Here is a 26123-nt window from a genome sequence, read left to right on the forward strand (position 1 = left end):
CTCCAGCTAGAATACGGAATGGCCTCTTACTTTCTTGGACAGCGCGTTCATGGAGAACAATAGCAGGATGCTGATGATCGATTTGGCTATGCCGATTGCCGTACCGAAGGAGATGTCGCCTGTCGTAATCCCGACGCGGTAGACGTAGTAATCAAGGGCTTCTATTCGGTCTGCTACCAGCGAATTGTAGAAGACGAAGTTTTGCTCAAAGCCGGATGCCCCGTTAGAGAGGACGCTTGCAATATTGAGCAGCAGCAATACGAAGAAGGTTGGCATGATGCCCGGAACCGTTATGGCCATGATTCGTTGAAAGCGGCCCGCCCCATCGACCTTGGCTGCATCATACAACTCGGGATCAATGCCTGCTATCGCGGCCAAGTAGATAATGGCGCCCCAGCCTAAGCTTTTCCAAATCGTGATCCCGGTCTGAAACCACCAGGTCGCCGCTGAGTTGCCAAGCAAAGTCGTCGGTTCATCGATCCAATGGAGCTTCATCAGAATTTCATTGAGCAAGCCACCGGAGGAGAACATGAAGAAAGCAAGGGAATACACGATAATCCAGCTTATAAAATTCGGCAGCGTCGTCAGCGTTTGCACGATTTTGCGGAAGCGCTTGCTTCTCAACTCGTTGAGCATGATCGCAAAGATGACGGACAGCGGAGAAGCTAGAATTGATAAGAAGCTGAGCGCGAGCGTATTGGTGAGAACTCGGAACAAATCCTCCTTCTCCTCAATCGCCCAGCGGAAGAACTTCAATCCGACAAACGGCGTCTGCGATAACGGAATGCCCGGCTTGTAATCGTAGAACGCGTACACCCATCCGAACAATGGAATGTAGTTGAAGGCGAATACCAGGAGGATAAACGGCACAACCATGATGAACAATGTGACTCGGCTAGCTTTAAATTTCATCTCTCGTATCACTCCGTCTCTTTTTCTATCCTCAGTATAAGAAATCGCCAAGGACGTAAATATGAAGTTTTCTACGATTTTTGGACTAAAATAGGCTCCCCCACGGCAGCTGAACGCTGCTTTGGAAGAGCCTGGAATGATGGTGTGAACGTCTACCCGCCTGCAAGCCGTGCTTTCGTCTCCTCATAAGACCGTTTATACCACGCGAAATAGATATCTGCGCCTGCCTCTATTAATTCATCTATCAATTCCTGTTGGTGGACTTTGAAGTCTTGATCGTTCTTGGAACCGAGGACAATGATCGGCATTCCTTTCACGAGCAGCTCATCGAGCTTAGTCTGAATGCGCTTCATGTCATCCGGCGGCGAAGGCATTGCACTTAGCACATCCAGTGGCATATGGGACAGCGTTTTCACTTTCCCTTGATCTACCAGCCGCTTGTACGCCTCTGCCGGGTAGGAAACGTCATAGTATTCGTCATAATCCTTGTTCAGCGAATTCACTTTGGTCGCGAACACCTCAGGCGTATTGAACAGATTAACAATTCCTCCGTCGCTGAGCTTCGTATAGTCAGCAAAACCTTGCTGGTTGGCGATCATGCCAATCCCCGTCTTCTTCCAGTTGTCTCCACCGCTTGCCGCAAGTGTGACCGTCTCTGGTTTCATCGCCGGTTTGCCATCCACGTACGTCCAATGTTCGCCTTCAATGCCGCTGGCAATCAGCCGCGAGCCTTGCTCGGACACGAGGAAATTGATGAGATCCATCGCACGCTCCGGATATTTGCAGTTCGCGGAAATGGCAAAAGCGCGATCGCTCCAACCCGCTATCGTCGTGCCTCCGACATTCGTGAACCCAAAGTCCAGCGGAATCGTGACGAACCCTTTATCAGGCCCTTCCTTCAGCAGATCCGCGTTAATTCGTGTGAACGGCCATGTCGCGACGGCCGAGAGCAGCGTGCCCTCCGATGCTTTGGCTACAATGTCGTTATATTTGGCTGTAAAAGCATCCGGATCTAGAATCCCCTTCTGCTGCGCCTTGTACATGAACATCGCGGTGTCCCAGATTTCGCTGTGAGTCGTATCGGTATAAGTGTTGATCAGCTGCATCAAATTGGTGTTGAACATCCCGTTGCCGGTAATCAACCCCATACTTCGGATGCCCCATGTCGCCCAGTCATTCCACATACTGACCCCGTACACTTTCTTGCCGTCCTTCGTCGTCCCATGCCTCTGTACCATATTGGTCAGCACATTCACCATATCGTCGATGGAATCGATCTTCGGATATCCGAGCTCCTTGTAATAATCCCAACGCACATTAAAGCCGACCTGCTGCTCAAAGCCGAAATCGCTGGTGCCGATTTGGACCGGAACCATGTACAGCTTGTACGTATTGTCGCTCCAGAATTTCCGGATATACGCGAAGCTTTTCTCAAATACCGGCAGCTGTAAGTCAGGTCCATTCGTCTTCAGCAGCTCGTCCAGCGGAATGATGTTACTGCCTGCTATCAGCTCCTTGATGTTCTTATTCGGTACCTGGATAATATCCGGCAAATCGCCGCCGGCCAGCTCGACCTTGAATTTCTGTTCATCATACAATTCCAGATTCATCGTCACGCCGGTCTGTCTCGTAATCTCGTTGTATACCTCTGTATGCTCGAAGTCCTTGCCTACACTATTCAATTGAACTTTAAGCGTAACCGGCTGTTTGGCCGGCACGACAGTATCGTTGTTTTCTTCGGTTTGCACGTCCTGCGTTTGCTGCTTCGGCTCGCCGGTTCCGCTGCAAGCGGTCAACAAGGCGAGCATGATCGTCATCGTCAACATGATTCGCGGCCTAATTATCGGCTTCAAGCTGTTCGCCTCCAGTAATCAGTGAGGTTGGTTGGTCATAAATGGCGGGAATGGTCATGAATACTTTCGTTTCGACCCCTTCCTTGCTTTGCACTTCGATGCCATATCGTTCGCCAAAATGCAGCCTGATCCGCTTGTTCACATTGTTCAGCCCGATCCCCTTCGATGCCCGATCCCCGTTCAATTGGGATTGAATCTTCCGATTGACTTCGATCACTTTATCGGCCGCCATACCGCCGCAGGTGTCATGCACCACAACAAGCAAATCGTCGCCTTTCTCAGAGACCGAGATTTGAATGACCCCTTTATGCATCTCGCCATGAATCAGCGCATTCTCGATGGACGGCTGAATCATGAAGCGAAGCGTCTGGCATTGCAGCAGCTGCTCCGGCACGTCGAATTCAAACCTCATTTCCTCGCCGTACCTGAAATTCATAATGTTGATATAACTTTGAACGAACGCAATTTCCTCTTTAATCGACCAGAGAGGCGAAGGATCATAGTAAATCGGCCTAAGCATATTACCTAAGCTGGTCATGCACTCCATGATGTTAGGTGCCTTGGCAATAGCCGCCATCCACTTCACCGTATTCAGCGTGTTGTACAAGAAGTGAGGATTAATTTGCGATTGGAGCGCTTCGATCTCAAGCTGGCGCTTCGTCTTCTCGGTCTCCTCATTCTGATTCATCAGCTCCAGAATACCGGTAGACATGCTGTTGAACTGCTCGATCAGCAGTGAGATTTCTTTATTGGACGCTTGAGGCAAGGTCATGCCGATGTTCCCTCGGCCGACATTCTTCATCCCTTTAATCAGCTGATGCAGCGATTTCATTATGCGGTCCATCCATAACGATGCGAAGACGACGATCAGAATGAGCGACAGCAGGAAGACCGCAGCCGTGAATCGCCCAATCTGGCTAATATCTTTCGTATACAGCTCGGTAGGCACCTCGTTAACCAAGGTCCAGCCGGTTTCTTTCATCCGATAATAAATAATTTGCTCATGCGTTCCGGCCCGGCTATCTGCGAAACTGCCGAATGCATGCTCCGGCGTCAGCTTCGAGATGAACGGATACGGCTGATCAATCGTTTCCTCAATCGTGCTTGAAATCACTTTGCCGTAGCGATCGATGATATGCATGGAGCCGCCGGGCGTGCTCTGCAGACTTCCATAGCCGGAATTGAAATAACGCTCATTCACATTAAAGACGAGCTCTGCGCTCATCTGGCTGCCCCCGATCCACCTTACGCCGCGCAGCGAGGAGATGACCCTGGAATTGGACAGCCCATCCGGAATCGAGCTGCGCATAAAGTCAATCGTCTCCAAGCCGCCTGTCCAAATCGTTTGCGGGAAACTGGATTTCACTTGCTCGTATAACGGAGTAGCGTAGAACGGATAGTTCCTTCCCACCTCCGCCGTACTCTGATTCTGAGAGAGCGTTCCCCCGATAACCGTGCCGTTCTCAGCGAAGATATACACCGAATCCAAATAATTATAAGTCGTTAAATATTGATTAATCCGATCCATAATGTCTCGTTCCAGTGCAATGAATTCGAGATGCGAAAGCTTGTCGCTTTGCAGAAACGACTGAACTTTGGTTTCCATGAGGAAGGTCTTCGACAGCTTATCCACCTCATGGAGCAAAGTAAGCGTATTCATTTCAATTTGACGAAATTGCGATAAGGTGGTCTCCTGTGTTCTCGTTTGGAAGATGTCCAGTGTTTTCTTATAGCTGTAATAGGAGCTAATGGACAAGACCAGCAGCGTAACCGCCATAAAGGAGAAAATAAGCTGCGCCTTAAGCGAGATGCCGGAGAGTCGAAACTTGAACTTCGCTGCATTGGCAATCATTTGTCCTCCGCCTCCACCGTACCTGTCCAGTCGTTGATCCACAATCTGCGAAAGCCGTTCGGCCTTACGCCCGTGTGCTTCTTGAAGGCACGGCTGAAGTAGCTGTCATCGGTAAATCCGACCTGCTGCGCAACCTCATAGGATCGGAGATTGGTGCCGAGCAGCAGCTCCTTCGCTTTCTCCAAGCGAATGCGGTTGAGATATTCGGAGAAGTTCATTTGCAGCTCTTTCTTGAACAATACGCTTAAGTAGTTCGGCGTCAATTCCAAGTACTGCGCAATTTGCTGCAAGGAGATGTCCTCGTGGAATCGGTCTTGAATGAACCTTACGGCACGCGCTATATCTTTGCTCAGCTGCTTCTTGATACCGCCTCTGGAGATGATTTCGGATAGAAATTTACTATAAGCTGTCGCTGCTTCATCCAGCGTTTCGCATTTCTGCATCTCTTCGCCATAAGCGGAGACAAGCGCTGTTACTTCCGATTCACTAAGGGAGGCGGTGACAGACGGGCAATGCAGCAGGCGGACGAACAGCTTCCTAATATCCTGTTCATGGCTGAGCCGACCGGATGTGAGGAAGGATTGCACGATGGCTTCCACATCCTTCTGCGCCGCTTCTTCGATCATCGACCATTTCTCATGAAACTGCTGCAGCTTCCTGCGCACGAGTTCCTCGGTCGCATCGGCATCCACATCGCTGAGGAACAGCAAACGCTCCGTACCATGGAAGAATTTCTGCGCGACCGCTCGTTCGCTTTCCTTGTAAAGCGTGTGCAGCGAAGCGTATCCGCTCTTCATCCCGCTCACGCCGAACGTTGCGGAGATGTTGAAGAACCGGCTCAGCACCTTCTGAATCTGGGTCATAATCCCGATCATTTCCTCACGAATTTGATATTCGCTCGCGATATCTCGGAAGCTGAAGATGAATAGATATCGTTTGTCTTCGTCGGAAACGACCTCGCCGCGCTGCGACTGTACGAGCAGCTCATTCAAGACATTCAAGAAGGTAACGCGTATCAGCTCGCCCTTCTCGTCATTGAATTTCGTTTGCACCAGCTCGAAATGATCGATTTCCATCATCGCAACGATGAGCCGCTCCGGGTTCAGCCGCAGCTTCAATTGATCGATATGATGAACGAACTCGTCTTTGGAATAGAGATGGTAGAAGACGAAGTTCTTGATAATGTTTTCCTTCAGCTGATCCGGGTTATGGATGATCCCTTTGGATGTACCGAGCGTCATCTGCGTGCCGAGCTCTTCGCGCACGCGCATCAGTACATGATGGATCTCCTCCTCCGTCATCGTCAGCTTCAGAATATAACTGGAGATGCCAAGCTGCATCGCCTGGCGAATTAAATCAAAATCCTCCATGCACGACAAAATGACAATACGCGTCTGCGCATCCTGCTCCCGAATCTTCTTGATGAGCTCGATCCCGCCCATAATCGGCATGCGAAGGTCGGTGATGATGACATCCGGACGCACGCTGTTCGTGTAATATTCCCACGCTTCCCTGCCATTGGCCGCATCTGCGCATACGGTCATCCCGTAATTGTCCCATTGCACGGAGTTTTTGAATCCTAAACGTACGAGCATTTCGTCTTCAACAATCATGACGTTGAACATGCAGAAGCCTCCTAGCCCCTCTGATGGTGCTGCAAGCTTACCATACTATTATGCCTGGCAGATGGTCAATCGTTTCCGTTTGTTCGCTAGATTTCCGTATATTGGGAAGCCGGTTTATTTCTGTTCACGAGCAGCAAATGGTCACAGACCAGAACGGTTTCCTTATTCTGATTGATGACTTCCACATGTTCCACAACAACACCGAATTCAGGACGTTTCGGATAATCACGCTTCTCCGAGATGGTGATGCGCACCGAGATCGTATCCCCGATAAACACCGGTTTGGTGAAACGAAGCTTGTCGTACCCATAGGAGAATGCCTCCGGATTAAGTTCACCTGCGGACATGCCGACACCGACACTGAACACCAACGTGCCATGTGCGATTCGCTGGCCGAACGGCTGCGTTTTGCACCATTCAGCGTCCATATGATGCGGATAGAAATCTCCGGTTTGGCCGGCATGCAGCACAATATCCGTCTCCGTAATCGTACGACCAAACGTGCTTCTCACTGCTCCTATCTCGTAATCGTCGTAAAATAAACTTCTCATCCCGCAAGCCTCCTTTTATTTGATTTGATAAAATTTCGCCGCAGTCCCGCCCAGGATCGCATCTCGCCCCGCTTCCGAATAAGCGGCGATCGCACGGTTCGTTTCTCTCCATACTTTGCCGTAATCGCCAGCTAAGTTGGCGACAGGCCAGTCGCTGCCGAACATGAGGCGGTCTGCACCAAACTGCTCCTTGGCGTAATCGATGTAAGGCTGCAGATCCTCGGCCGACCAATTGTCGTGATGTGCAGCTGTATTCAGCCCCGACACCTTGGCGTAGACATTCTCGAACTGCGCGGCTCGGGCGAGCTGCTCCGCCCACTCACCCATCGTCCTGTCCTTAATGGGCGGTTTGGCCAGATGATCGATGACGATTCTAAGGTTCGGTACTTCCTTCGCCAGATGCGGAGCATGCTTGAGATGATCAGGGAATACAGCCACGAGATCGAACGTGAGATCGTAGGAGGCAAGCACGCGGAGACCTTCGATAACGGATTCACGAATGATATAGTCCGGGTCCTTCTCCTCGTGGATTAAGTGACGGACACCTTTGAAATACGGATTCTGCTTGAATTGCTTTAGTTTTTTATCTGCGATTTCAGGAATGTTGAGGGGTACCCAGCCTACGACCGCAGCCACCCAGTCCTTCTCCTCTGCTACTTGCAGCATGTATTCCGTATCCTCATAGCTGTTCATCGCTTGTACGATGACGGTCTTATCAATGCCGGCTTCCTTCAGCAGAGGCTCCAGCTCTGGCGCCTCGATCGTCCGGCAAATCGTGCCGAATGCAGGATCTAGCCACGGATATGCGACCTTCTCCAAATGCCAAAAGTGTTGGTGCGCGTCGATTTTCATCATCTCTGTGCGACATCCTCCTTTAAGGTATTGGATCTATCAACTGTTTCCGGATTGCTGCCGTATCTTCGCCAACCTTCTGTGAGCCTTTCGCTGACCTAAACTGTATGCCGTCTATGCGAATCGGACAGCATGTTGTCCTCATCGTGGTTCCGTTGCCGCGCGTGATGGATTGCACCATATTCATCCCTTTAACATGTTCCTCCTCTAGCAGCTGTCGCCAATTCAGCACTTGCGAGACTTCGTATCCTGCGGACTCCAGCGCTGAGGTTAACTGCTGCGATGTCATGGCGTTGGTGGCATGCAAGAGGGCTTCTACTTTAGCTTCGTGTTGCTCCCGTGGCATCACGGAGACGTAGCCGTCACTTGTCGCATAGATGCCACTTGGTTTTGGCGGCTGTGGAGAATTCGGCTGCGCCTCCGCAGCATCGCGATTCATATACTCGGTCAGCGACTCTGCTTGCAGATCAAGCGCCGATTCCAGCAAGTTGACCTCTACTCTCGCTCCGACTCCGGTCACTGCTCTGCGCACTAGGCAGCTTAATAGGCCTTGAACCAGATGCGCACCTGCAATCATATCCGTGACCGCGAGCCCGAGCGGCATTGGCGATCCGCTGCTAAGACCTCCTCCATTCGTCAAGCCGGACATCGATTGCACGAGCAAGTCTTGGCCCGGCTTGCCTACCCACGGACCTTCGTTCCCGTATCCTGTAATTTCTCCATAGACAATGGCTGGATTAATCGCCTTGACGGCTTCGTAATGAAAGCCCAACCGTTCCATAACGCCAGGACGGAAATTCTGAATGAGTACATCCGCCTTCCGGATGAGCGCATGCACCTCGGCTGCATCGATCGGATTACGCAGATCGGCAGCGAAGCTCTCTTTGTTGCGGTTGATCGAATGGAACAGCGTGCTGTCTCCGTCCAGCTCCATATTGGAGATATACAAGCTGCGGCAAATATCTCCGCTGCCCGCCCGCTCCACTTTGATCACGCGTGCGCCAAGATCAGCCAGCCTGAGCGCGGCGGATGGAGCGGACAAGAACTGCCCAAAATCAAGCACGAGCAATCCTTCTAACGGACGTTGCTGCATCTGTTCACTATGCGCGGACCCGCTCTTACTGCTGAAGTCGATCAAGCTCTCTCGCCTCCGTCAATTTGCTGTTGTCCCTCGGGCGACTGTACATCGCGAAGCTGAAATTCCTGCTCAATCGCCGCAGTATGCTCCCCGACCTTTGGTGCCGCACTTGTATCTAACAGCCTCTCGCCATTGATCCGAATCGGACAACGCGTCGTCAGGAGTCGGCGGCTGCCATCTTCGCGCCTTACTTCTTGAACCATATCGAGTGCCTTAAATCCTTCATGGGCAAACAATCGCTCCCACGTCAGCACATCAGCACACCAATAATCCGCCGGCTCTAATACGTTCAGCCACTCCTCCGTGCTGCGCGTTTGGATGTGCGACACAAGATGTTGTTTAATCTCATCACGCTGCGTAAACCACGTCTTCGGATCTTGAAAGGCTGACAGCGGTTCGCATTCCAACAGCTCACCCAGCCGCACAACCGATCCCATTGCAAGCGCCAAATAGCCGTTCTTCGTTTCATAAATGCCATAAGGTGCTCCCAAATACGCATGTGCATTGTTCACCGCGCTTCGCTGGGGCAACTCTCCTCCATCGTTTAAGTGTGTCGTCAGTACTTCAAACTGGAGGTCCAGCGCGGATTCCAGAAGGCTGACCTCCACTCGCCCGCCTTGGCCGGTTCGCCCTCGCCGAACTAAACAGGCTAGAATCCCTTGCACCAGGTGAGCACCTGCGAACATATCTGCGACCGCGAGTCCAAATGGTACGGGCGGCTGGTCCGCATTGCCGTTCAGCCATGCAAGTCCTGATAAAGACTGAATCAACAGGTCTTGCCCAGGCTTATCACGCCAAGGTCCTTCCTGCCCATAACCGGTCACTGAGGCATATACGATACCGCTGTTCAGCTCCTTAACCGCCTCATAGCCAAGTCCAAGTTTCTCCATGGTCCCCGGCCGAAAATTCTCAATCAGCACATCCGCTCGCGCGATTAATGCCCGTACACTGGCTGCATCCTCGCTGTCCTTCAAATTCGCCGCATAGCTCTCTTTTCCCCGATTAATCGTATGAAAAAGCATGCTGTCACCGTCCACCATCTGATTCTTGATCGACAACTGCCTGTTCAGCTCGCCGGTCCCCGGCCGCTCGATCTTGATGACCCTCGCACCCAAATCACCGAGCCTCAGCGCTGCCGAAGGTCCGGCCAGAAACTGACTGAAATCCAAAACCAGTAGTCCCTCTAATGGTTTCATTTTGACGCCTCCATTCTGGATGACCGGTAAAGTCCATTTAATCGCTCAAGCACTTCCTGCGGCCGCCCGCCGGAAATGATATAGTCCCGAACCGCGTCGCCGGCATGGTCTTGGAATTCTAAGTAACCGCTGTAGCGCGGCCTTAAGTAGGCGCGGTCAAGTGCCGGAAGCGTAGCCAGGAAATACCCGTTCGTGCGTCGATTAAGCTCTACGTCATCCCAAGCAGCGCGGTGTCCCGGTTGCCCTCCGTTCTCCGCGAATACGGTTCGCTGGATCTCCGGGCTGGCTATATAGGCAGCAAATTCCACCGCCAGATCGGTATTCGTGCATCGTGCCGACACGCCAATTCCCGTTCCGCCCAGCGTGGACCGAAGCCGCCCATGTGAACCGAGCGACACCATATCGGTAAAATGAAGCAAATGCCGCGCATACCCGGCACGAGCGTAATTGGAGTATCCATAAGCGAAAGGGCAATAAGCGATGCCATCTCCTGAGGACATGGCTTCGTAAACTCGGATCGGATTCCATTGAAGCATCTCTACTGGACACAATGCCGTTAATTCTCGAAGCAGCTCCAGTGCTAGAACACCTGTTTCCTCGCTCACTACTTGTTCATCGTTGCTGTTGCATGGTTCCTCACCTTGCGTGACACAGAGCATATAGAAATTCATCAACGCATCTACCGGAATCCCTGCAAAAGCGACCCGGCCCTTCTTCGCTAAGGCAAGCAGCTCATCCCAACTCTGCGGCACCTCTTCATTAGCGGCCGCAAGTAGGTCCTGCCGATACGAAGCTACCGGAGTCGCCGCATCTACGGCGAATGCTGTCTGCACACCATCGAAAAGGTAGCTCTCGTGCGAGCGACCGACCGAATGCTGCGCTTGATCGGCTAGGAATGCTGCCGACACATGCTGCTCCAGCGGAACGAGTATCCCTTTGTCCGCTGCGAAACCCGCCCAGGGATGATCGATAATGAGCAGGTCATACCGCTCTGCCAGACGCTCGATCGGCGCATCGGCGAACTCCTGCAGTGACCTTTTCTCCCAAGTGATCTCCACGCCTGGATGCGTTTCCATAAAACGCTGCGCGGTTGCCACCTTCGGCACATACCCTCTACTATGGTTCCATGTAATACCTCTTAATGTTGTCGTCAATTTGTCATCACCTTTCATCATGATTGACTAGTAACAGCATGGTACTCTGGTAGTACCACGATAGATAGAAGGAGGGATTGCAGATGCTTGCCTGTTCTTTACTCGGTTTCTGTTTCGTGTTAAGCTTCTTTGAGGAATCGGTACTCTGGTAGTACCACGAGACCAGATTACCATGAATGATCTTCTTCCATCAATGCTAATTTTCAATCCCATGTGCCGATTAAGGAGACTACCTCTCATGATACAGATTGAACCTGTCAAACGACTCACGGTTACCGAACAAATTATGGAGCAAATCGCGCAGCTGATTACAAACGGTCATCTTGAGCCTGGTGCGCAGCTGCCTAACGAGCGAGAGCTCGCCGAGCGGTTCAGCGTTACACGCGGTCGAGTCCGAGAAGCGCTTCGAGCGCTTGCACTGATCGGCCTCATCACCATCAAGGCAGGTGAAGGCAGCTTTGTGAATAAGCAGGAGGAGCCGATTCCTTCGGATACGATTGCTTGGATGTTCCACAGGGAGAAACATAACCTCGACGAGGTTTATGCGGCGCGGCAGCTGATCGAAACCGAGGTTTACCTTTCTGCCGCCGATCAACTCACCGAGGAGGAGCTTGCTTTGCTTGACAGGAAGCTCGTCCACATGTCGGAGTCGGTTCATATGGAGGCGGATGCTTTTCTCCAGCTGCTTGATGATTTCGACCTTCGCATCGGCGAACGCTCCGACAATCGAATCTTCAACAAGCTGATGCAAATGAGCATTCACCTTAGACGAGAAACGAGCCTGAAGCTGCTCCGCGTACCTGGTGCCAAAGAAAACAGCGTCAAGCAGCGCTCCGCCATACTCGCCGCGCTTACCTCCCGTGATAAGAAACAACTGCACACTGCACTCAAGGGACTGTTCACCTCCTCGAAACAGTTCTACGCGAACATCATGAAAACCGACTAAGGGGGCGCATGCCCTCTCTTTCGTTTCACTTTCATATCTCTTTCATATTTCTTCCACCACTCCTACTCCTCCATCCCAGTTGGCCTCCCCCACCAATTCCCCTTCCCGTAGCTGAGACTCTCAAAATCAAACTCTCAACCGCAAAATCACATTTTCCATGCCCTGAGTGTTCCAAATTCGGACTCTCACACCTCCTCCCCACACCAAGCGCCCCCCTATCCATAGCTGAAAGTCGGAAAACACGACTCTCAACCACGATATCTCACTATTTTGACGCCGAGAGTCGCGAAATCCGACTTTCACACTTCTTTGCTCCAATTTCACACCTTTACCAATGGCTGAAAGTCGGAAAATCCGACTCTCACTCACGAAAACTTACTAATTTAACACTGAGAGTCGCGATATCCGACTCTCGAAAAGCATCCACTACTCACTCCACTTACTCAGCGACTAAGATTCACTTCCGCATCCCTCGCATCACTCTCGACAACATAAGAAAGGGCCGCTCAAAAAGCCAAAAACCCGCTTCTGAAACAGCCCTCATCTTTATTTCCTTACCGCCTCGAACGCATAACTCTGCTTCCCGTTACTTGGAGTTCGGCCATACTCGTAGTCTGCTGACACGACCACATCCTTGAAACCGATACTCTCCAGCACGAGCTTAAACTCGTGCACGCCGTACCACCGCAAGGCAAAACGCTGCAGCTCCGTCTCGATCAAAGCACCTTTGCGCCACTTCTCGTATTTCAACAAGGTCACTTTGTATTGATCGAAGAAGTCCGCTTCGAGCAGCTTGCCCTCCATCGTAATCATATCGCCATCCGGCAAATGAAAGGTCGATGATCCGCCGAACCCGCCGCTTTCAAAATGAGTATCCGGCAGAAATAAACTCAGCATCAGTCGTCCGCCAGGCTGCAGATGTTCGTACAATCGCTTCAGTGCTGCAATCGAATCCTCACGATTCTCAATCAATAAGAACGAGCCGCCAGGTATAATAATCGCTTCATAGCGATCGGGCAAGTCAAGCTCTACGAGATTCGATTCGAACAACCTCACGTTTAGCCCTCGATCTTCGCACCGTTTACGGCAAGATGCCAGCATGTCGGGTGAATAATCCACGCCGTCAACTAGCAGTCCCGCTTCCAACAGAGGAATAATGACGCGCCCGGACCCAACCATCGCTTCAAGTATTCGCCCTTTGCACCCGCTCAACCGCTCTTGATAATATTCCAGATCGCCGCCCAGAGACTGACCGACCCGCTTCGTTAAATCATAAACCTCGGTACATAATTTCCCATAGTAGCTATACGACATTTATTCTTCCCTCCATGAGTTGGCATTGACCACAGAAGGGATATTTGGTCTTATCCCTTCCGCACCGACTTGTTCTGGAATGGACGCATTTGCATAGGAATCACTCACTTTCATTAAATTAATTCAACTATATGCGCAAGGTAAATTTTGGTCAATATTAAAAATTACAGTTCAAATTGCAATTGAAACATTTCCGGTACAAGCAGCGGCTTCTTCCTGCCGAGCAGATGGAGAACGAGCTGCGATACGAGCACACCCGGACCTAAAGCTTGACCGACACTGATAGTCGGAATCGTCTTATTCGTCAGCCATTCTTGGAGATGGTCAACCGTCACGTATGAAGGCAGCTTATCGGCATAGCTCGCCGGTGGGAATGTTGCACCTCTTAGCTGCTCGATTGGCATATCTTCCGGAATGCCCGCGATTTGTTCAATTGTCATTCCATCCGGTGCAAAAGTAAGTACCGTAGCTCCGAACCCTAGTGCCGCTGCCGTAATGATATACTTCCCCTGGCGGCGAGCCGCCCGGTGCAGCGCAACCGCATCATGAAAGGCGAAATAGTCGATCGCATCGATGACATAATCGGCATCTTGGACAAATTCGGCGACATTCGCTTCTGTGACTCCATTTGGAAATTCAATAATGTCCAGGTCCGGGTTGATGGCGAGTAAATGCTCCCTCAGTGCAGTCACTTTGGACATTCCGACGGTATGATAGGTCGCTGCGCACTGCCTATTAATATTGGAGACGTCGAACGTATCAGGATCTGCTAACACGAGTCGGCCAATCCCCATACGCGCCAGCAGTTCAGCCGAGAAGCCGCCAATACAGCCGCAGCCGGCAATCGCAATCGTCGATTGCTGAAGCTTGTCCACGTCGATTTCAGACATAATGCCTAAATTGCGGATAAATTGCTCTTTCATTAATTAAGCACCTCCAGATAGCGAGTTTCCTGTTCAACTAAATAATCGTATAGCGCAGGTCGCGCTTCTCTAACCGTATTTAATACATCATCCAGCACGAGAACACATGGGATTGTTGTCGAGCCCAGATAGACGCGTGAATCCCCGATCAGTCGGAATGGAAATTTGAAGATCCGGTTCATATAATTATAGACTCTCTCATCCACGCAGCAAACCCAGTGAGTAATGCCAATCTGAAGTGAATATTGCAAGGCCGTCTTCAGCAATCCAAGTGCAACGTCATGTGCAGGCAATTTCGTAAACGCACTCAGTTCGGCATACCGAATGACTTCAAGCTGTTGGAGTTTAATTCTCTCAATGTCAAAGATGCGAAAGTTTTGCAGCGTTGGCAGCTCATCAAGCTTCTCGAAAATCAATCGGGTGACGCCAACTACCTCTTCTGTTTCAACTGATTGCGAGGTGAAATAAGTAGAATTGGCTTGATAAGGATCCTTCTCATTCTTTTTAAAAAAACCGACTTCTACATAGCGTTCAACATGCAGTTTAATCGCTTTTTCGCGCTGTTTCCCTCTTGCAACGCTGTAAAAGTATTGAGTACTTGTTTTCATAAGTAAAAACTCCCTTATATTGGATTTTGGTAAGGCATTTTCGTCAAAATAACACTTCGTAGATTGACTGTTTCTTTCTGCATTTGGTCTTTTATTGTCGAATGCTGAGTGATACACTGATTTTAATAATCTGTATATCTCATGCTGTAATTGAATGGCTCAAGGTTGTCGATTGACATAGGACTTTTCACTCCCCATCGATCATCTCCTAGTTCAAATGGATTATATATCCACTATACCAAAGCTTTGTCGTATTGATAGAGGAGAAAGAGTGCGAGACGTTTGATTTTCAAATAGGAGTCTACTACTCCGGATGGGATGGGCATATGCTGAGCGAACGAAAAAAACTTTTGTCTTCGTACTACAAAACACATCAGCGAAATCTCAGCCTAAACATTCTGAAGATTGCACTCATCTATTTGCTTCTAAGCATAGGGTGGAATTCCGTATTTCGTCTGCTTCAAATGCCGTATTCGAGAGCGGAAATTAAATTTCTGCTGATCCCGGTTGCTATTCTGGCCGTCATTCTGACTATCAACTGGTTTATCAAAATCAAGCCGATTATCATGCAGCATGTCGTCCTCTCTTTTAGTGTTCTTGTCATTTGCTGCTTATATTTTGGGTCAGGCTATAGAGAGGCGTGGGGCTATTTTCTAGTCATCCCTATTCTGGCAGGCATGTATGGCAATTTGCGCGTATTGTTCGTTTATTCGGCTGTTGGATTTGTCATGATGCTCGGGGTAGATCAGTATCATCCCCTCGTAAGCGGCGTATTTGACTCCATCGACATTTCCAATCGAGCACTGCTTTATCTGGTCGTCGGGACGTTCAGCTATTTGCTGCCCAAACAACTGGATCGGCTGTACAACAACCAAGTCAATTTAATTATCCGCTCGATGGAAACGACGATCGAACAGGTTGTCAAAACGTTCATCGTATCCATTGAGGCCAAAGACAGCTATACGTTCGGTCACAGTGAGCGAGTGAGCAAATACGCCGTGGAGTTAGCCGCAAGACTTCCCGAGTTTCAGGATAAGCAGCGGATGCAGACGCTTCGATTATCCGGTTTGCTGCATGATATCGGGAAGATTAACATTCCGGAATCGGTGCTGACGAAGGCAGGCAAGTTAACGGAAGAAGAATACGAAATCATTAAGTCTCATACGGTTGTCGGAGGCCGGATGGTAGAGAAGATACCAGGACTGGGACAATTAAAACCAGGTGTTCTCTATCATCATGAGCGGTGGGATGGACAAGGATATCCGACTGGCGCCGCAGGTCTTGATATTCCGCTTGAGGCAAGGATATTAAGCATTGCCGATACGTTCGATGCCATAACATCGAGCCGGTCGTACCGACAAGCCGCATCGGTTAACGATGCGATTGACCGAATTAAAGAAGCGAGCGGAACGCAATTCGATCCAGCATTAATTATGATTATTGATGAAGTCGTGATGAGCTGGAGGCGGATTTACAAAGAAAACAACGAGGATCTATCTGAGTTTGAGACGCTGCTGGATTTGCCATAATTAGTGAATGACAAAGTGATAAGGGACAACCGGTGGTGTGTGCACCGGTTGTCCCTTTTTGTTGCGTCTTTCTTGGCATTGTTTTGCTCCGCAGCTTTTGTGTCGATGATAAAAACAATAGGTGGCTACGCCACTCCCCGATACTTCACTTATTCAAAAGGAGATTCACGATCACGATGGATTCTACGATGGATGCTTTAATCAAACATGCTTATGCCACGCCGGCAGTCCGAGCGAACCTTGTCAACTCCGGCATGATTTCGCTGTATTGCGATTACTCCGGTTCCGAGCAGCATGTTCATGCGGTTGCGTGTACGTTTGTTTTCAACCGTACCTTGCGCGTGCAGGCTAAGCGGCTTGAGTATGATCATGTGCTCGGCTCCGATTATGGCGAACTGCAGGCGATTTATTTTAGCCTGGAATGGCTAGCGCGCGCTTTAACGGAGGAACAGCTTCATCCCATGCCCAAATCTGCTGTTGTATGGACCGATTGTCACGCCATAGAGCGGCTGCTCACGAAGGCTTCTTTTGCCGATGCCCGCTATGCCGTGGTTCGAGATGCCATTCATGCGATCCTTGAGCGCTTGCGTGCCGAGCACCCGGATGTGGAGATCCTTATCAAGCATATGCACCGTCATAAGACGAACAACGCCTTGCACCGCATGGCTCATAATGCCGCGCGTAAATGCATCGGCAAGTAAGGTTAGAAACTTTTCATATACCCCTGATTCCTGCCGGCTTGCTCGTATTGTATAGACATACCATCTATTCTGCGAAATGGAGGAAGATCGATATGTCGCAAGAATCCACTGCAGCCTCAGCGCGCAGCTTTACCGTTTCCGGTGAAATTTTCTCGATGCCCAATCTCGATATTTATGCCCAAATGACGTATATCGTGCTCAGTTCCGGCGCGTCAGACTCCCTATCCTTGAGCGTGCCTGACATGGCCCGCAAGGGCCGAATGACCATTAAGCAGGTCATTAAAGCCATGCAGGATCTTACCGAACAGAAGCTGATCTCCCATAAAGTGTTCCGACATCTAATCGGCGAATTTCAAGACGATCGACTGTCCTGGTCGGCGAAAGGGCTGCTCACCTACTGCAAGGAACATCCAAGCACCAGCGTAGACGAGCTGATCGCGCTGTCCGATCAATCGGATGAGAATGAAACCACGATTCGCAAAGCGCTGCTTGAGCTGAAGCATGCCGGTTATTTGGAGGACTATCCGGAGCTTCGCCAGATTGCCACGTAACATCAGAACGAGGGCAGGCATGCCGCTTGCCCTACTGACATACCTATAACCATAATTGCCGCATGTCTGATATAAAGGAGAATCGGCTTATGGGACCTTTTGTACCTGATTTATTGAACGGAAAAGTGGTGCTCATTACAGGCGGAGCCACCGGTCTCGGCCGAGCGATGGGGGAAAAATTTCTAGCGCTCGGCGCACAACTGGCCATTTCCGGCCGCCGTGAAGAGGTGCTGCAGCAAGCAAGCGTTGAATTGAGCTCTGTCGGGACTGCAGCGGTACCCGTGTTCTACCAAAGCTGCGATGTTCGTGATCCCGCTGCCGTGCAAGCTCTCATGGATGCAGTGGAAGGACATTTCGGCCATATCGACGTTCTTGTCAATAATGCGGCGGGCAATTTCATCAGCCCGACCGAACGGCTCTCCCACCGCGCAGTCGATGCCGTGCTAGGAACCGTGCTGCACGGCACCTTCTACACGACGCTGGAGCTCGGTAAACGCTGGATTGCGCAAGGCAGATCCGGAACGATGCTCAATATCGTGACCACCTATGCCTCTTCTTCCAGCGGTTCCGGCTACGTCGTGCCTTCTGCCGCGGCCAAAGCCGGTGTGCTTGCGCTCACCCGCTCGCTTGCTGCCGAATGGGCTCCACACGGAATTCGGCAGGTGGCTATTGCACCCGGACCTTTTCCGACTGAAGGCGCCTGGTCGCGCCTCATGCCTACGCCGGAGATTGAGCAGCGCCTGATTAGCCGTATTCCGCTCGGGCGGGTCGGCGATCCGGAGGAGCTCGCCAATCTCGCCGCTTATCTGATCTCCGACTACGCAGGCTACATCAACGGCGAGGTCGTCACCATCGACGGCGGTGAATGGCTGCAAGGTGCCGGCCAATTCAACGGACTTGCCGATGTCACCGATGATCAATGGAATGCACTTGCCGCATTGTCGCGCAAAGGCAAGTAACCGCAGGCTTGCGAGGACTAGGACAACGGATACTCCCCATATCCTCCAATAAGGGAGGGGATCATCATGCGTTTCACAGTCCGCTACATCCCGCTCAGCCAAATCAAACCCGGCTTGCCAGTCGGCATGACCGCTCGCCTAAGGTATTTGCGCCATCTGATGTGGGATGGTCTGCATCTCATCGTCGTGCAGAGGGACCGCAAGGATGGCCAATACCGAATCCTGCTCGGCAATGACCGTTACGAGTATTTGCGCAACCATACGAAGAAATTGACGGCACCTTGTATCGTCAATGAATCGAAGCTCGTCGCCGGCCTTCAGAATTGGCTGCAGCGCTTCTCCCGCAAGCCGCCTGCGGCTGAACCTGCTTCTTCCGCGTTCAAACGGTTAACTCCATCCAGCTGGGCAATCATGCGTGCTTACTTGAAGGAGGATCACCGTTTCAAGCAGCTCTCCCGCAGGCAGCAAGCGCAGGTGCTCCTCCTTGCGGTTCGTCACAAACAAATGGTCGTCTCGGCGATGAAATCCAAGACGGACCAATTGCTTGATACGCAAATAAACGGCAAAGGCTGATTGTTCGCCTTTGCCGTTTATTTGCGTGCTCTCGCTTACACTTCAGCCGTTCCTTGTTTTGCCTGATCGCTCTGCCCTCTTCGCTCCAGCATCCCTTGAATAAACCACGTATAGCCGATAAAACCAAGCAGCGTCGCTGCCGCCGTCAGTACGAAGGGCAGCGAATAATGATCGCCGGCCAGAATATACCCGGCCCAGAAGGAGGCTATCGTATTGCCGATGCTGCGGGATACCGTTCGCATGCCTGCGAATAAATTGCGGTCTTCCTCGGCTACTGCGGACATGGAATTGCTGTCTATGAGGTTGTTGAGCATCGTGAAGCCTGTCCCGCGCAGCATGAGCAGAATGGCAAATGGTGCCGCCGGAATGGCTACTGCCATCAGCGCCACAATCAGAATGTTGTAGAGAAACAGAATGATGAAGCTTCTGCGGCTTCCCAGCTTCTCGATGAAATACGGCATGATGATCGAGCCAATGAAGAAGAAGAATCCGGATAGCGCTAGCAAACCGGAGATCGTGTCATCATTCATCTCAAACCGGAATTTCAGAATGACATTCAAGAACGGACTGAGCAGTCCGTAGGTGAAGCCGGAATTAAAGATAAGCAGCGAAAGCGCAAGCAGAAAATAAACAGCATGCCGCTTCTTTTGCCGTCCGCCGCCCTCTCCCTTCGCATCTTCCTTCTGCTTCTCTTGCCCTTCTTTCGGTGCCTCGCTAGGCGACGGTAATAAGATCCCTCTTAGGATCGCAGATAGGGCAAAACAGCCTGCTGCTACGAAGAACGCATATTGATACACTGTCGTACTGCCCTGAATCCAGTTCGGCAGAAACCCGCCAAGCAGTGTGCCGATCCCGGTGAACAGCGTGAATACGGCAAATAACAGGGAGTAAGCATTCGTCTCTTCCTTCTTGCTTTTGCAATATTGGAAGATCAGTTGAATCTCCGAATTCACGATGGCCGTAACCCCAAGCGACCAGATGAGCTGCGCCGCTGTGACCGCTGCCCTGCTCGTACCAAAGCCGAACACGACAAGCGAAACAAACGAGAGCAGCATCCCTATAACCAGCATTCGTTTGCGTCCGACACGCTGTACAATGAGACCGACCGGCAAGCTTGTCAGCCCGATGGTGAGCGCCCCGAGCGACGTGATTTGACCGACGGCACCTTTGGAGAATCCGAGATCAAGCAGATGCAAATTGAGTATGAGGCTGAGGATGCCCGCCCCGATGCCAAACAGACTTTCCGTCGCAATAAATCGCTTAACGCCCGGAGATAGATCACGAAATAGATGATACGTATACTTCCACATGTGAACGCCTTTCCTCTTGCTGATGTCCTCCTATTCTAATGGAAGCAGAGGCCACCTTCAACCGCTTTCGTCATTTGGCATCTGCCGCAAAGTAGAACGTATCCGCCGTCTTCTGATCTACACAACCAGACAGTACAACATACGACTGTCCTTGATCGTTTTGCTTCGTGTCAAAGCCTTCACAAGTCGTGCTTGGTCTGCCCAGATCGCTCCCGAAGGCATCCATGCTATTGTCAAACGTATAATAAATTTGCTTCCCGTCGTAGGTAAGTTCATAGAAGATCGGATCCCCTTCAATCGAGTACTGGGTAATCCTCACATTCATTCGACCGGCTTGTTTCTCCTTCACATGCTTCACAAATTGATTCCATTTCTCCAAATTCGAGTACTTCCCATGCAGATTAACAACGTCACCGTTCTGGATCGCCTGATCAGGGTTGTAAGGTTCAGTCACCTTCGGAAAATCGTCCCCGGCCCCATGCGTCTGACCGCCTTCGGTTTGGCCGCTGCTTCCCACTCGGCCGCAAGCCGTCAGCAGCAGCAGCAGGGCCATTCCGATAATTAACGCTTTTCTCATCATCTAACAATCACCTCATGCCTATCGACGGGATGACTCCCACGAAAGTTGCAATCGGCGGCCACTTACATCATTCCCGGCAAATCATCAGCTTGTTCCCGTCCGGATCCTTCACGACGAACCAATGGTCATGTTCGATTTCCGTGACAAGCTCGACCCCGAGTTTCTTCATGTAGTCCAGAGAGCCTTGCAGATCCTCCGTCATCAGCATAAACGCCGGCGTCTCGATCGTTGGAGGTCCATCCGGTTCTTGGCCTCCCCACTGCGGCATCGTATCCAATATGAGGCCGGTGCCTTCCATCGGCAGCGGGCACAGGTGACCGGACAAAATTGCACAGTCGGCTGCGTTTAGTCCGAGAATCATGCAATACCAATCGCGCGATTTCTCTATATCCCGAACCGGGACGAACAAGCTGCCGACTTTGTTCTTGATCGGACTCGAAGACAATGATTCCGCTGTGGATTGCTGTTGTTCTTTCATGATTCTTCCTCCACTAATCAATTTAAAAGCTTTCGGTACCATCAATGGCCGATAGTCTTTCGGTATGTCTGTGCGCAAAGGATCGTGACTCATTGTTCTCCCTCAGGTAGCACAAGTATCGGAAGCGAATATTTGGCAAACCCTTCTCCCTCATAGTTGTATCGTTCGCAGATCGTGTATTTTCGCCCTGATGCATCTACAACAAGCCCGTTGTCGGCAACATACTGATCGACGACTTGGCAAGCTGCGTCATAGTTACCGCTTTCATTCGGGACAACGACGCATCGTTGCGGCGGCAGCGTCGACTTGAAATACCACTCCGGAATGTCGTCTAAAGAATCGACTTCCACGCAGAGAATGTATGCATGCTGATCGGACTCGCTCTGTGAAGGCGTAACCGGCCAAATGCCGTAATGAACGGAGTGATTTCTTACCGCCGGAAAATATTTTGTCGATGACAATAGACCTTCTTTGGCATGATGGTATTTGCCGCTCATGTCGTTCAGGCTGATGCAGGGAATACCGATTAACTTCATTTCGCCATGCTCGACGATAACTGGCTTCATGTCCTCCAACTTCGTATTCCCCTCCTTGAATTGCCCCTTCATGAGTTTCAGTGCTGCCGGAACCCTCTCTGGTTTGTAGCCGTCCGAATTAGAGGTTTTCAAAGGAACAGACCCCATCTTCTACTCACTCCTCTATCAATAGAATTGGAATATATAGTTTAACGAGCGTATCCCGCTCGATATCCCCGTCTTTCATTGGATGATAGGAGGCAAACCATTGCCTGTCTTCATCGAATCGGTACGCTGCGTTAACCGCAATCCACCGATGTATCGTTTCCAGAATGCCGGTTAGCTGCCCGTAAGTTTTGGATACACGGCAAGCATACAATCCCGCTCCCATATACTTCCGTTCAAGACCTGATTTCTGAACGTTTACCTCAGCGTTTACTAGAATTCCATTCTCCCACCAGTTTGGCTCGGAATCGGAATCGCCAGCGCCATAGTGGTACGACATGTAATAATAACCTTCGTCATCCCAGTTCGTGCCGGAAGGCTGCTTTCCATACCAGTCAATTAACCGACGTTCGGCGACCTCTTGAGCCTTAGCCCCCAGTTCCCTGCAAAAGTAGGCTTCCATAGACGCAAGACTCACGACTGCAATCGATTCGTTGCGCTGCTTTCGTTGTACCGGGAGATACAAGTTCATCCGCGCAACTTTGCCGTTGTAGGCGATGAATTCTTCTGCGTACGAATGCGTACCGATTTCGAACGTGCTCTTAGGCAACCATTCGGACAGCAGCTGGTCCCAGCTCTCTTGAACGATCTTCGGGGATTTGGCGGACACTTTTCTTACTGCATAGAGACCACCAACGAATGCTTCCTCCGTGAAAGCATGATGCGGAATCTGCCCTTCTTCGCAGACCACTAGCATCTGGTAACCAAAATGCGTCTTGCCTTCTGTTTCCGGAAGATCGACGTTGCGACCGAAAATCCTCATCTTTGAAACTGATTTGTGATCAGCTATCATTTCACGAACGACTCGGAAAGCTTCATTCTCCATCCCCAGCTCCTGTTCTGATCTATGCAAGTAGGAATAGACGTTCTCCGGCGCGAACCGGATCACTTTGACGTCCGGAAAACGTTCGCTATGCTCCCTATCCTCCATGTAAGCGACCCGTTCCTCCAACCGAATCGGTTCAAAGCTGAAATAAATGTCAGCTTCGCGATATGCCGACGGAGTCAGCCCGACAATCTTCTTGAATACCTTGGCGAACGAGTGATAGGACTCGAACCCGCTTTCCCATGCCAGCTCCTCGATGGAACGCTTCGAGTTTCTCAGGTGATCGGCAGCTACGCTCATCCTTCTTTTTCGTATATAGTCTTTAATCGGGTGCCCGGTAAGCGCGGAGAAGACTCGGTACAACTGTGCGACGGAGAGATAGGAGCGTTCTGCCAAGCCTGCAAGATCAATTTCCTCCTCCAAATGGGTTTCGATATAATCAATCGCTCGCTGCACGGATTCCTGGTAACGCACGCTTCATCACCTGCTGCTTAGGTTTTCTTAGCCTAATTATAACAAAGGTAATTTCTCCCACAATGTTCAAAATTCTCAGAAACCGCAATTCTTCAACATCGTAAACATGAATCGACTTCTATCAGCGCTCGAGCATAAAAAAAACGGCAGCCTTTAACTAGGCCACCGTTACTTCACTTTTTCAATCGATAATGAGGTTACATTATTGCAGACTTAGTGCTCGCGCTATCCTTTATCAGGTTGTTATACTACTAAGAGAAGGAGTGAGCTATGATGATACGATTAATAGACAGCCCCATTCGCAACGATGTAGAACGCAATCGAGCTGCGCTTGTCGAGCAGCTGGCAGTTCGTTTCGCGGAGCGAGCGCCCAGATACGATCGCGAGGGCTCGTTTCCATTTGATAATTTTGCCGACCTGCGTAAGGAAGGATATCTGAAGCTGACCGTTCCTCGGGCTTTCGGTGGCGACGAAATCTCTCTGTACGAGTTCGTCCTGCTGCAAGAAAGGCTCGCTTACGGGGACGGTTCGACTGCGCTTGCCGTCGGCTGGCATCTCGGCCAGATCATGCATTTGCGCACGACCGGTAAGTGGCCGGCGGAGACGTTCGAAGCACTTTGCCGCTCCGTCGTGAAGGACGGCACGATGATTAACACGTTCGCCAGCGAGGCCGCTTCCGGCAGCCCGAGCCGTGGCGGCCGCCCGGAGACAATCGCCGTTGCTGCGGACGGCGGTTGGCGGATCACGGGACGCAAGACGTTCAGCACGCTGTCGCCCATTCTTGACCGCTTCGTCGTGTCCGCCTACCTCCCGGACGAAGATTGTACGGCAGACTTTCTGGTCTATCAATCGGACCGGGTGTCGATCGTGGAGACATGGGACACGCTTGGTATGCGCGCGACAGGCAGCCATGACGTCGTGCTGGATGGCGCTTTCGCCGGCGCGGACAGCCGACTGACCGGCAAAGGCACGGATGACGGCGGCGGTTGGCTGCTGCATATACCCGCCTGCTATATGGGCATTGCCATTGCCGCGCGCGACTATGCGCTGGCATTCGCCCGCTCTTATAAACCTAATTCCTTGGATAAACCGATTGCCGCCCTCCCTACCGTTCAACAAACGATCGGGGAGATGGAGGTCGAGCTTCGCACCGCCCGCACGCTGTTGTATGCGGCGGCCGACAGATGGGATAAGGAACCGACAGAGCGGACCGCGATGAAGCCGGAGCTCGGCTTGGCGAAATATACGGTCACGAACAACGCGATCCGCGTCGTCGACCTGGCGATGCGGATCGTCGGCGCTACCAGCTTAGCGCGCGCGAATCCGCTTGAGCGCTATTACCGCGACGTCCGTGCCGGCTTGCACAACCCGCCGATGGACAGCTCGGTTATTCAGATGCTGGCCGCTCAGGCGCTAGGCGAGGAAACATAATCAGAACAAATCGTCACTAGCCCGCTGCGGCGAGTTGACGTCCCCTTTCAGGAAATACTCATACTTACCGAACCGGGACAGCGCAGCTTTATCGGACTGCCATACCCATTCGTCGATTTCGGTCTGGCAGCGGTGAGCGCGGAATGCGGCGAGCTTAGCTGCGTTGTGCGCCTTCACGTCGACACGAATGACGTCGTTCTTGGTGTGTCCGTAATGCTCCGGATGCTCCAGCGCGTCCCCGAACGTAATGAAATATAGCGCACCATTATCAGCGGTACGCCGGAAGGCGGCCGTCGTGGCCTTGCCAATTGCGCAGTGGTCCGGATGACCGCCATACCGTTCATGGAACGTCAACACGACATCCGGCTTTACTTCGCGAATAAGAGCTTCAATACGCTCGATTAGCGAAGCTTCGTCTTCGAATTCAACGGTTTTATCCCGCAGTCCGAAGAAAATTAACCTGCCAATGCCCAGGCAGTCGCAGGCTTCCCGCAGCTCCTGCTCGCGGGCGGCAGCCATCGTTTCGCGATTGAGATACGGCGGATTACCCATGCGCCTTCCCATATCGCCTTTCGTTGCGCTCACTAATGTAATCTCGACGCCTTCGGCGGCGTATTTCGCCAGCGTCCCCCCGCAAATAAACGACTCGTCGTCGGGATGGGCGAATACAGCAAGCAGCTTGCGTTTCAGCACTTGTTCGTGGCTCATTCCGGAAACGGCTCCCTTCCTAGATGCAGCGCGACATTCATGCGACCTCTGTCGTCATAGCCGGCCAGCAGCAGACGGCCTTCTCCGTCCACTTCGAAATGCGTAAGCGCCTCCATCCGCAGCCAGCCGTGGCCGTCAAAACGGAGCGCCGCGCGGAATGATTCTTCTCCCGCGATAAAAGCATGCGTAACCCGCACCTTGAAATTGCGGACAAACATGAATGACGTTGCTTCGCTGTGAATATAAATCTCGGACTCTACGAATTTTCGCAGCTCGGCCTCCACTTCAATTCGATTAATAGGCATCATGGCTAAACTCTCTTTTCTATAAGGAATGTGT

At 51.3% G+C, this 26123-nt stretch carries 26 protein-coding genes; 7 read left to right on the forward strand and 19 right to left on the reverse strand.

Going from position 1 to position 26123, the window contains the following annotated elements:
* Window positions 1–6 precede the first annotated feature (6 nt).
* From BLW29_RS03155 to BLW29_RS03195, 9 genes are all read right to left on the reverse strand, one after another.
* A complete protein-coding gene (locus BLW29_RS03155; RefSeq protein WP_256208277.1) occupies window positions 7–912 on the reverse strand; it encodes an ABC transporter permease in 906 nt (301 codons plus the stop codon).
* A 152-nt stretch (window positions 913–1064) separates the two neighbouring features.
* Window positions 1065–2765, reverse strand: coding sequence for an extracellular solute-binding protein (locus tag BLW29_RS03160; RefSeq protein ID WP_090976107.1), 1701 nt, complete (start codon window positions 2763–2765; stop codon window positions 1065–1067).
* Window positions 2749–4617 (reverse strand): cache domain-containing sensor histidine kinase, encoded by a 1869-nt coding sequence (locus BLW29_RS03165; RefSeq protein ID WP_090976109.1) that lies wholly within the window; start codon window positions 4615–4617, stop codon window positions 2749–2751. The genes BLW29_RS03160 and BLW29_RS03165 overlap by 17 nt, the downstream gene beginning before the upstream one ends.
* Window positions 4614–6242, reverse strand: coding sequence for a response regulator (locus BLW29_RS03170; protein WP_090976111.1), 1629 nt, complete (start codon window positions 6240–6242; stop codon window positions 4614–4616). Before BLW29_RS03170 ends, BLW29_RS03165 begins: the two co-directional genes overlap by 4 nt.
* Window positions 6243–6328: 86 nt before the next feature.
* The gene (locus tag BLW29_RS03175) at window positions 6329–6793 is read right to left on the reverse strand and encodes a MaoC family dehydratase (RefSeq protein WP_090976113.1); all 465 of its coding nucleotides are present in this window, start codon (window positions 6791–6793) and stop codon (window positions 6329–6331) included.
* A gap of 15 nt (window positions 6794–6808) precedes the next feature.
* Window positions 6809–7648 carry an amidohydrolase family protein gene (locus tag BLW29_RS03180; protein ID WP_256208280.1) on the reverse strand — a complete coding sequence of 280 codons (840 nt, stop codon included), beginning with the start codon at window positions 7646–7648 and terminating at the stop codon, window positions 6809–6811.
* 19 nt (window positions 7649–7667) lie between these two features.
* Complete coding sequence (locus BLW29_RS03185; RefSeq protein ID WP_256208281.1) at window positions 7668–8783, reverse strand: CaiB/BaiF CoA transferase family protein; 1116 nt, start codon at window positions 8781–8783, stop codon at window positions 7668–7670.
* Window positions 8780–9979 carry a CaiB/BaiF CoA transferase family protein gene (locus BLW29_RS03190; protein ID WP_090976115.1) on the reverse strand — a complete coding sequence of 400 codons (1200 nt, stop codon included), beginning with the start codon at window positions 9977–9979 and terminating at the stop codon, window positions 8780–8782. The genes BLW29_RS03185 and BLW29_RS03190 overlap by 4 nt, the downstream gene beginning before the upstream one ends.
* Entirely contained in the window at window positions 9976–11133 is a 1158-nt protein-coding gene (locus BLW29_RS03195) for an extracellular solute-binding protein (protein WP_218147086.1), read from the reverse strand. The genes BLW29_RS03190 and BLW29_RS03195 overlap by 4 nt, the downstream gene beginning before the upstream one ends.
* 238 nt (window positions 11134–11371) lie before the next feature.
* Between BLW29_RS03195 and BLW29_RS03200 the strand changes: the two genes are divergently transcribed.
* Entirely contained in the window at window positions 11372–12079 is a 708-nt protein-coding gene (locus tag BLW29_RS03200; protein WP_090976117.1) for a FadR/GntR family transcriptional regulator, read from the forward strand.
* Window positions 12080–12625: 546 nt separating this feature from the next.
* Here BLW29_RS03200 and BLW29_RS03205 read toward each other — a convergent pair.
* From BLW29_RS03205 to BLW29_RS03215, 3 genes are all read right to left on the reverse strand, one after another.
* A complete protein-coding gene (locus BLW29_RS03205) occupies window positions 12626–13393 on the reverse strand; it encodes a class I SAM-dependent methyltransferase (RefSeq protein ID WP_090976119.1) in 768 nt (255 codons plus the stop codon).
* A 164-nt stretch (window positions 13394–13557) separates the two neighbouring features.
* Window positions 13558–14316 carry a ThiF family adenylyltransferase gene (locus BLW29_RS03210; protein WP_090976121.1) on the reverse strand — a complete coding sequence of 253 codons (759 nt, stop codon included), beginning with the start codon at window positions 14314–14316 and terminating at the stop codon, window positions 13558–13560.
* Window positions 14316–14924 carry an N-acyl amino acid synthase FeeM domain-containing protein gene (locus tag BLW29_RS03215; RefSeq protein WP_090976123.1) on the reverse strand — a complete coding sequence of 203 codons (609 nt, stop codon included), beginning with the start codon at window positions 14922–14924 and terminating at the stop codon, window positions 14316–14318. The genes BLW29_RS03210 and BLW29_RS03215 overlap by 1 nt, the downstream gene beginning before the upstream one ends.
* Window positions 14925–15250: 326 nt before the next feature.
* On the opposite strand from BLW29_RS03215, the gene BLW29_RS03220 reads away from it, so the two are divergent.
* From BLW29_RS03220 to BLW29_RS03240, 5 genes are all read left to right on the forward strand, one after another.
* The gene (locus tag BLW29_RS03220) at window positions 15251–16453 is read left to right on the forward strand and encodes an HD-GYP domain-containing protein (RefSeq protein WP_090976125.1); all 1203 of its coding nucleotides are present in this window, start codon (window positions 15251–15253) and stop codon (window positions 16451–16453) included.
* 176 nt (window positions 16454–16629) lie between these two features.
* Window positions 16630–17154 (forward strand): hypothetical protein, encoded by a 525-nt coding sequence (locus BLW29_RS03225; protein ID WP_090976127.1) that lies wholly within the window; start codon window positions 16630–16632, stop codon window positions 17152–17154.
* Between the two features lie 92 nt (window positions 17155–17246).
* The gene (locus BLW29_RS03230; protein WP_090976129.1) at window positions 17247–17705 is read left to right on the forward strand and encodes a hypothetical protein; all 459 of its coding nucleotides are present in this window, start codon (window positions 17247–17249) and stop codon (window positions 17703–17705) included.
* Window positions 17706–17794: 89 nt separating this feature from the next.
* On the forward strand, window positions 17795–18664 hold the full coding sequence (locus tag BLW29_RS03235; RefSeq protein ID WP_090976131.1) for an SDR family oxidoreductase: 870 nt from the start codon (window positions 17795–17797) through the stop codon (window positions 18662–18664).
* 66 nt (window positions 18665–18730) lie between these two features.
* The gene (locus tag BLW29_RS03240) at window positions 18731–19237 is read left to right on the forward strand and encodes a hypothetical protein (RefSeq protein WP_090976133.1); all 507 of its coding nucleotides are present in this window, start codon (window positions 18731–18733) and stop codon (window positions 19235–19237) included.
* Between the two features lie 35 nt (window positions 19238–19272).
* Here BLW29_RS03240 and BLW29_RS03245 read toward each other — a convergent pair whose 3' ends face one another.
* The 5 genes from BLW29_RS03245 to BLW29_RS03265 all read right to left on the reverse strand — a co-directional run bounded on the left by BLW29_RS03245 (window position 19273) and on the right by BLW29_RS03265 (window position 23645).
* A complete protein-coding gene (locus BLW29_RS03245) occupies window positions 19273–20547 on the reverse strand; it encodes an MFS transporter (protein ID WP_090976135.1) in 1275 nt (424 codons plus the stop codon).
* Between the two features lie 70 nt (window positions 20548–20617).
* Window positions 20618–21127 (reverse strand): DUF4362 domain-containing protein, encoded by a 510-nt coding sequence (locus BLW29_RS03250; protein ID WP_090976137.1) that lies wholly within the window; start codon window positions 21125–21127, stop codon window positions 20618–20620.
* A 67-nt stretch (window positions 21128–21194) separates the two neighbouring features.
* Complete coding sequence (locus tag BLW29_RS03255) at window positions 21195–21605, reverse strand: VOC family protein (protein WP_090976139.1); 411 nt, start codon at window positions 21603–21605, stop codon at window positions 21195–21197.
* 89 nt (window positions 21606–21694) lie between these two features.
* Window positions 21695–22288 (reverse strand): effector binding domain-containing protein, encoded by a 594-nt coding sequence (locus BLW29_RS03260; protein WP_256208283.1) that lies wholly within the window; start codon window positions 22286–22288, stop codon window positions 21695–21697.
* Between the two features lie 7 nt (window positions 22289–22295).
* The gene (locus tag BLW29_RS03265) at window positions 22296–23645 is read right to left on the reverse strand and encodes a helix-turn-helix domain-containing protein (protein ID WP_090976141.1); all 1350 of its coding nucleotides are present in this window, start codon (window positions 23643–23645) and stop codon (window positions 22296–22298) included.
* A 273-nt stretch (window positions 23646–23918) separates the two neighbouring features.
* Here BLW29_RS03265 and BLW29_RS03270 point away from each other — a divergent pair, with 273 nt between their 5' ends.
* Window positions 23919–25076: an acyl-CoA dehydrogenase family protein gene (locus BLW29_RS03270; RefSeq protein WP_090977083.1), complete on the forward strand. Its 1158-nt coding sequence runs from the start codon at window positions 23919–23921 to the stop codon at window positions 25074–25076.
* On the opposite strand, the gene BLW29_RS03275 is transcribed toward BLW29_RS03270, so the two are convergent.
* Together BLW29_RS03275 and BLW29_RS03280 are read right to left on the reverse strand one after the other, a co-directional pair.
* The gene (locus tag BLW29_RS03275; RefSeq protein WP_090976143.1) at window positions 25077–25784 is read right to left on the reverse strand and encodes a PIG-L family deacetylase; all 708 of its coding nucleotides are present in this window, start codon (window positions 25782–25784) and stop codon (window positions 25077–25079) included.
* The gene (locus BLW29_RS03280; RefSeq protein ID WP_090976144.1) at window positions 25781–26092 is read right to left on the reverse strand and encodes a DUF1806 family protein; all 312 of its coding nucleotides are present in this window, start codon (window positions 26090–26092) and stop codon (window positions 25781–25783) included. The genes BLW29_RS03275 and BLW29_RS03280 overlap by 4 nt, the downstream gene beginning before the upstream one ends.
* Window positions 26093–26123 lie beyond the last annotated feature (31 nt).

The sequence above is a fragment of the Paenibacillus sp. CF384 genome, assembly GCF_900106745.1.
Taxonomy (GTDB): domain Bacteria; phylum Bacillota; class Bacilli; order Paenibacillales; family Paenibacillaceae; genus Paenibacillus_Z.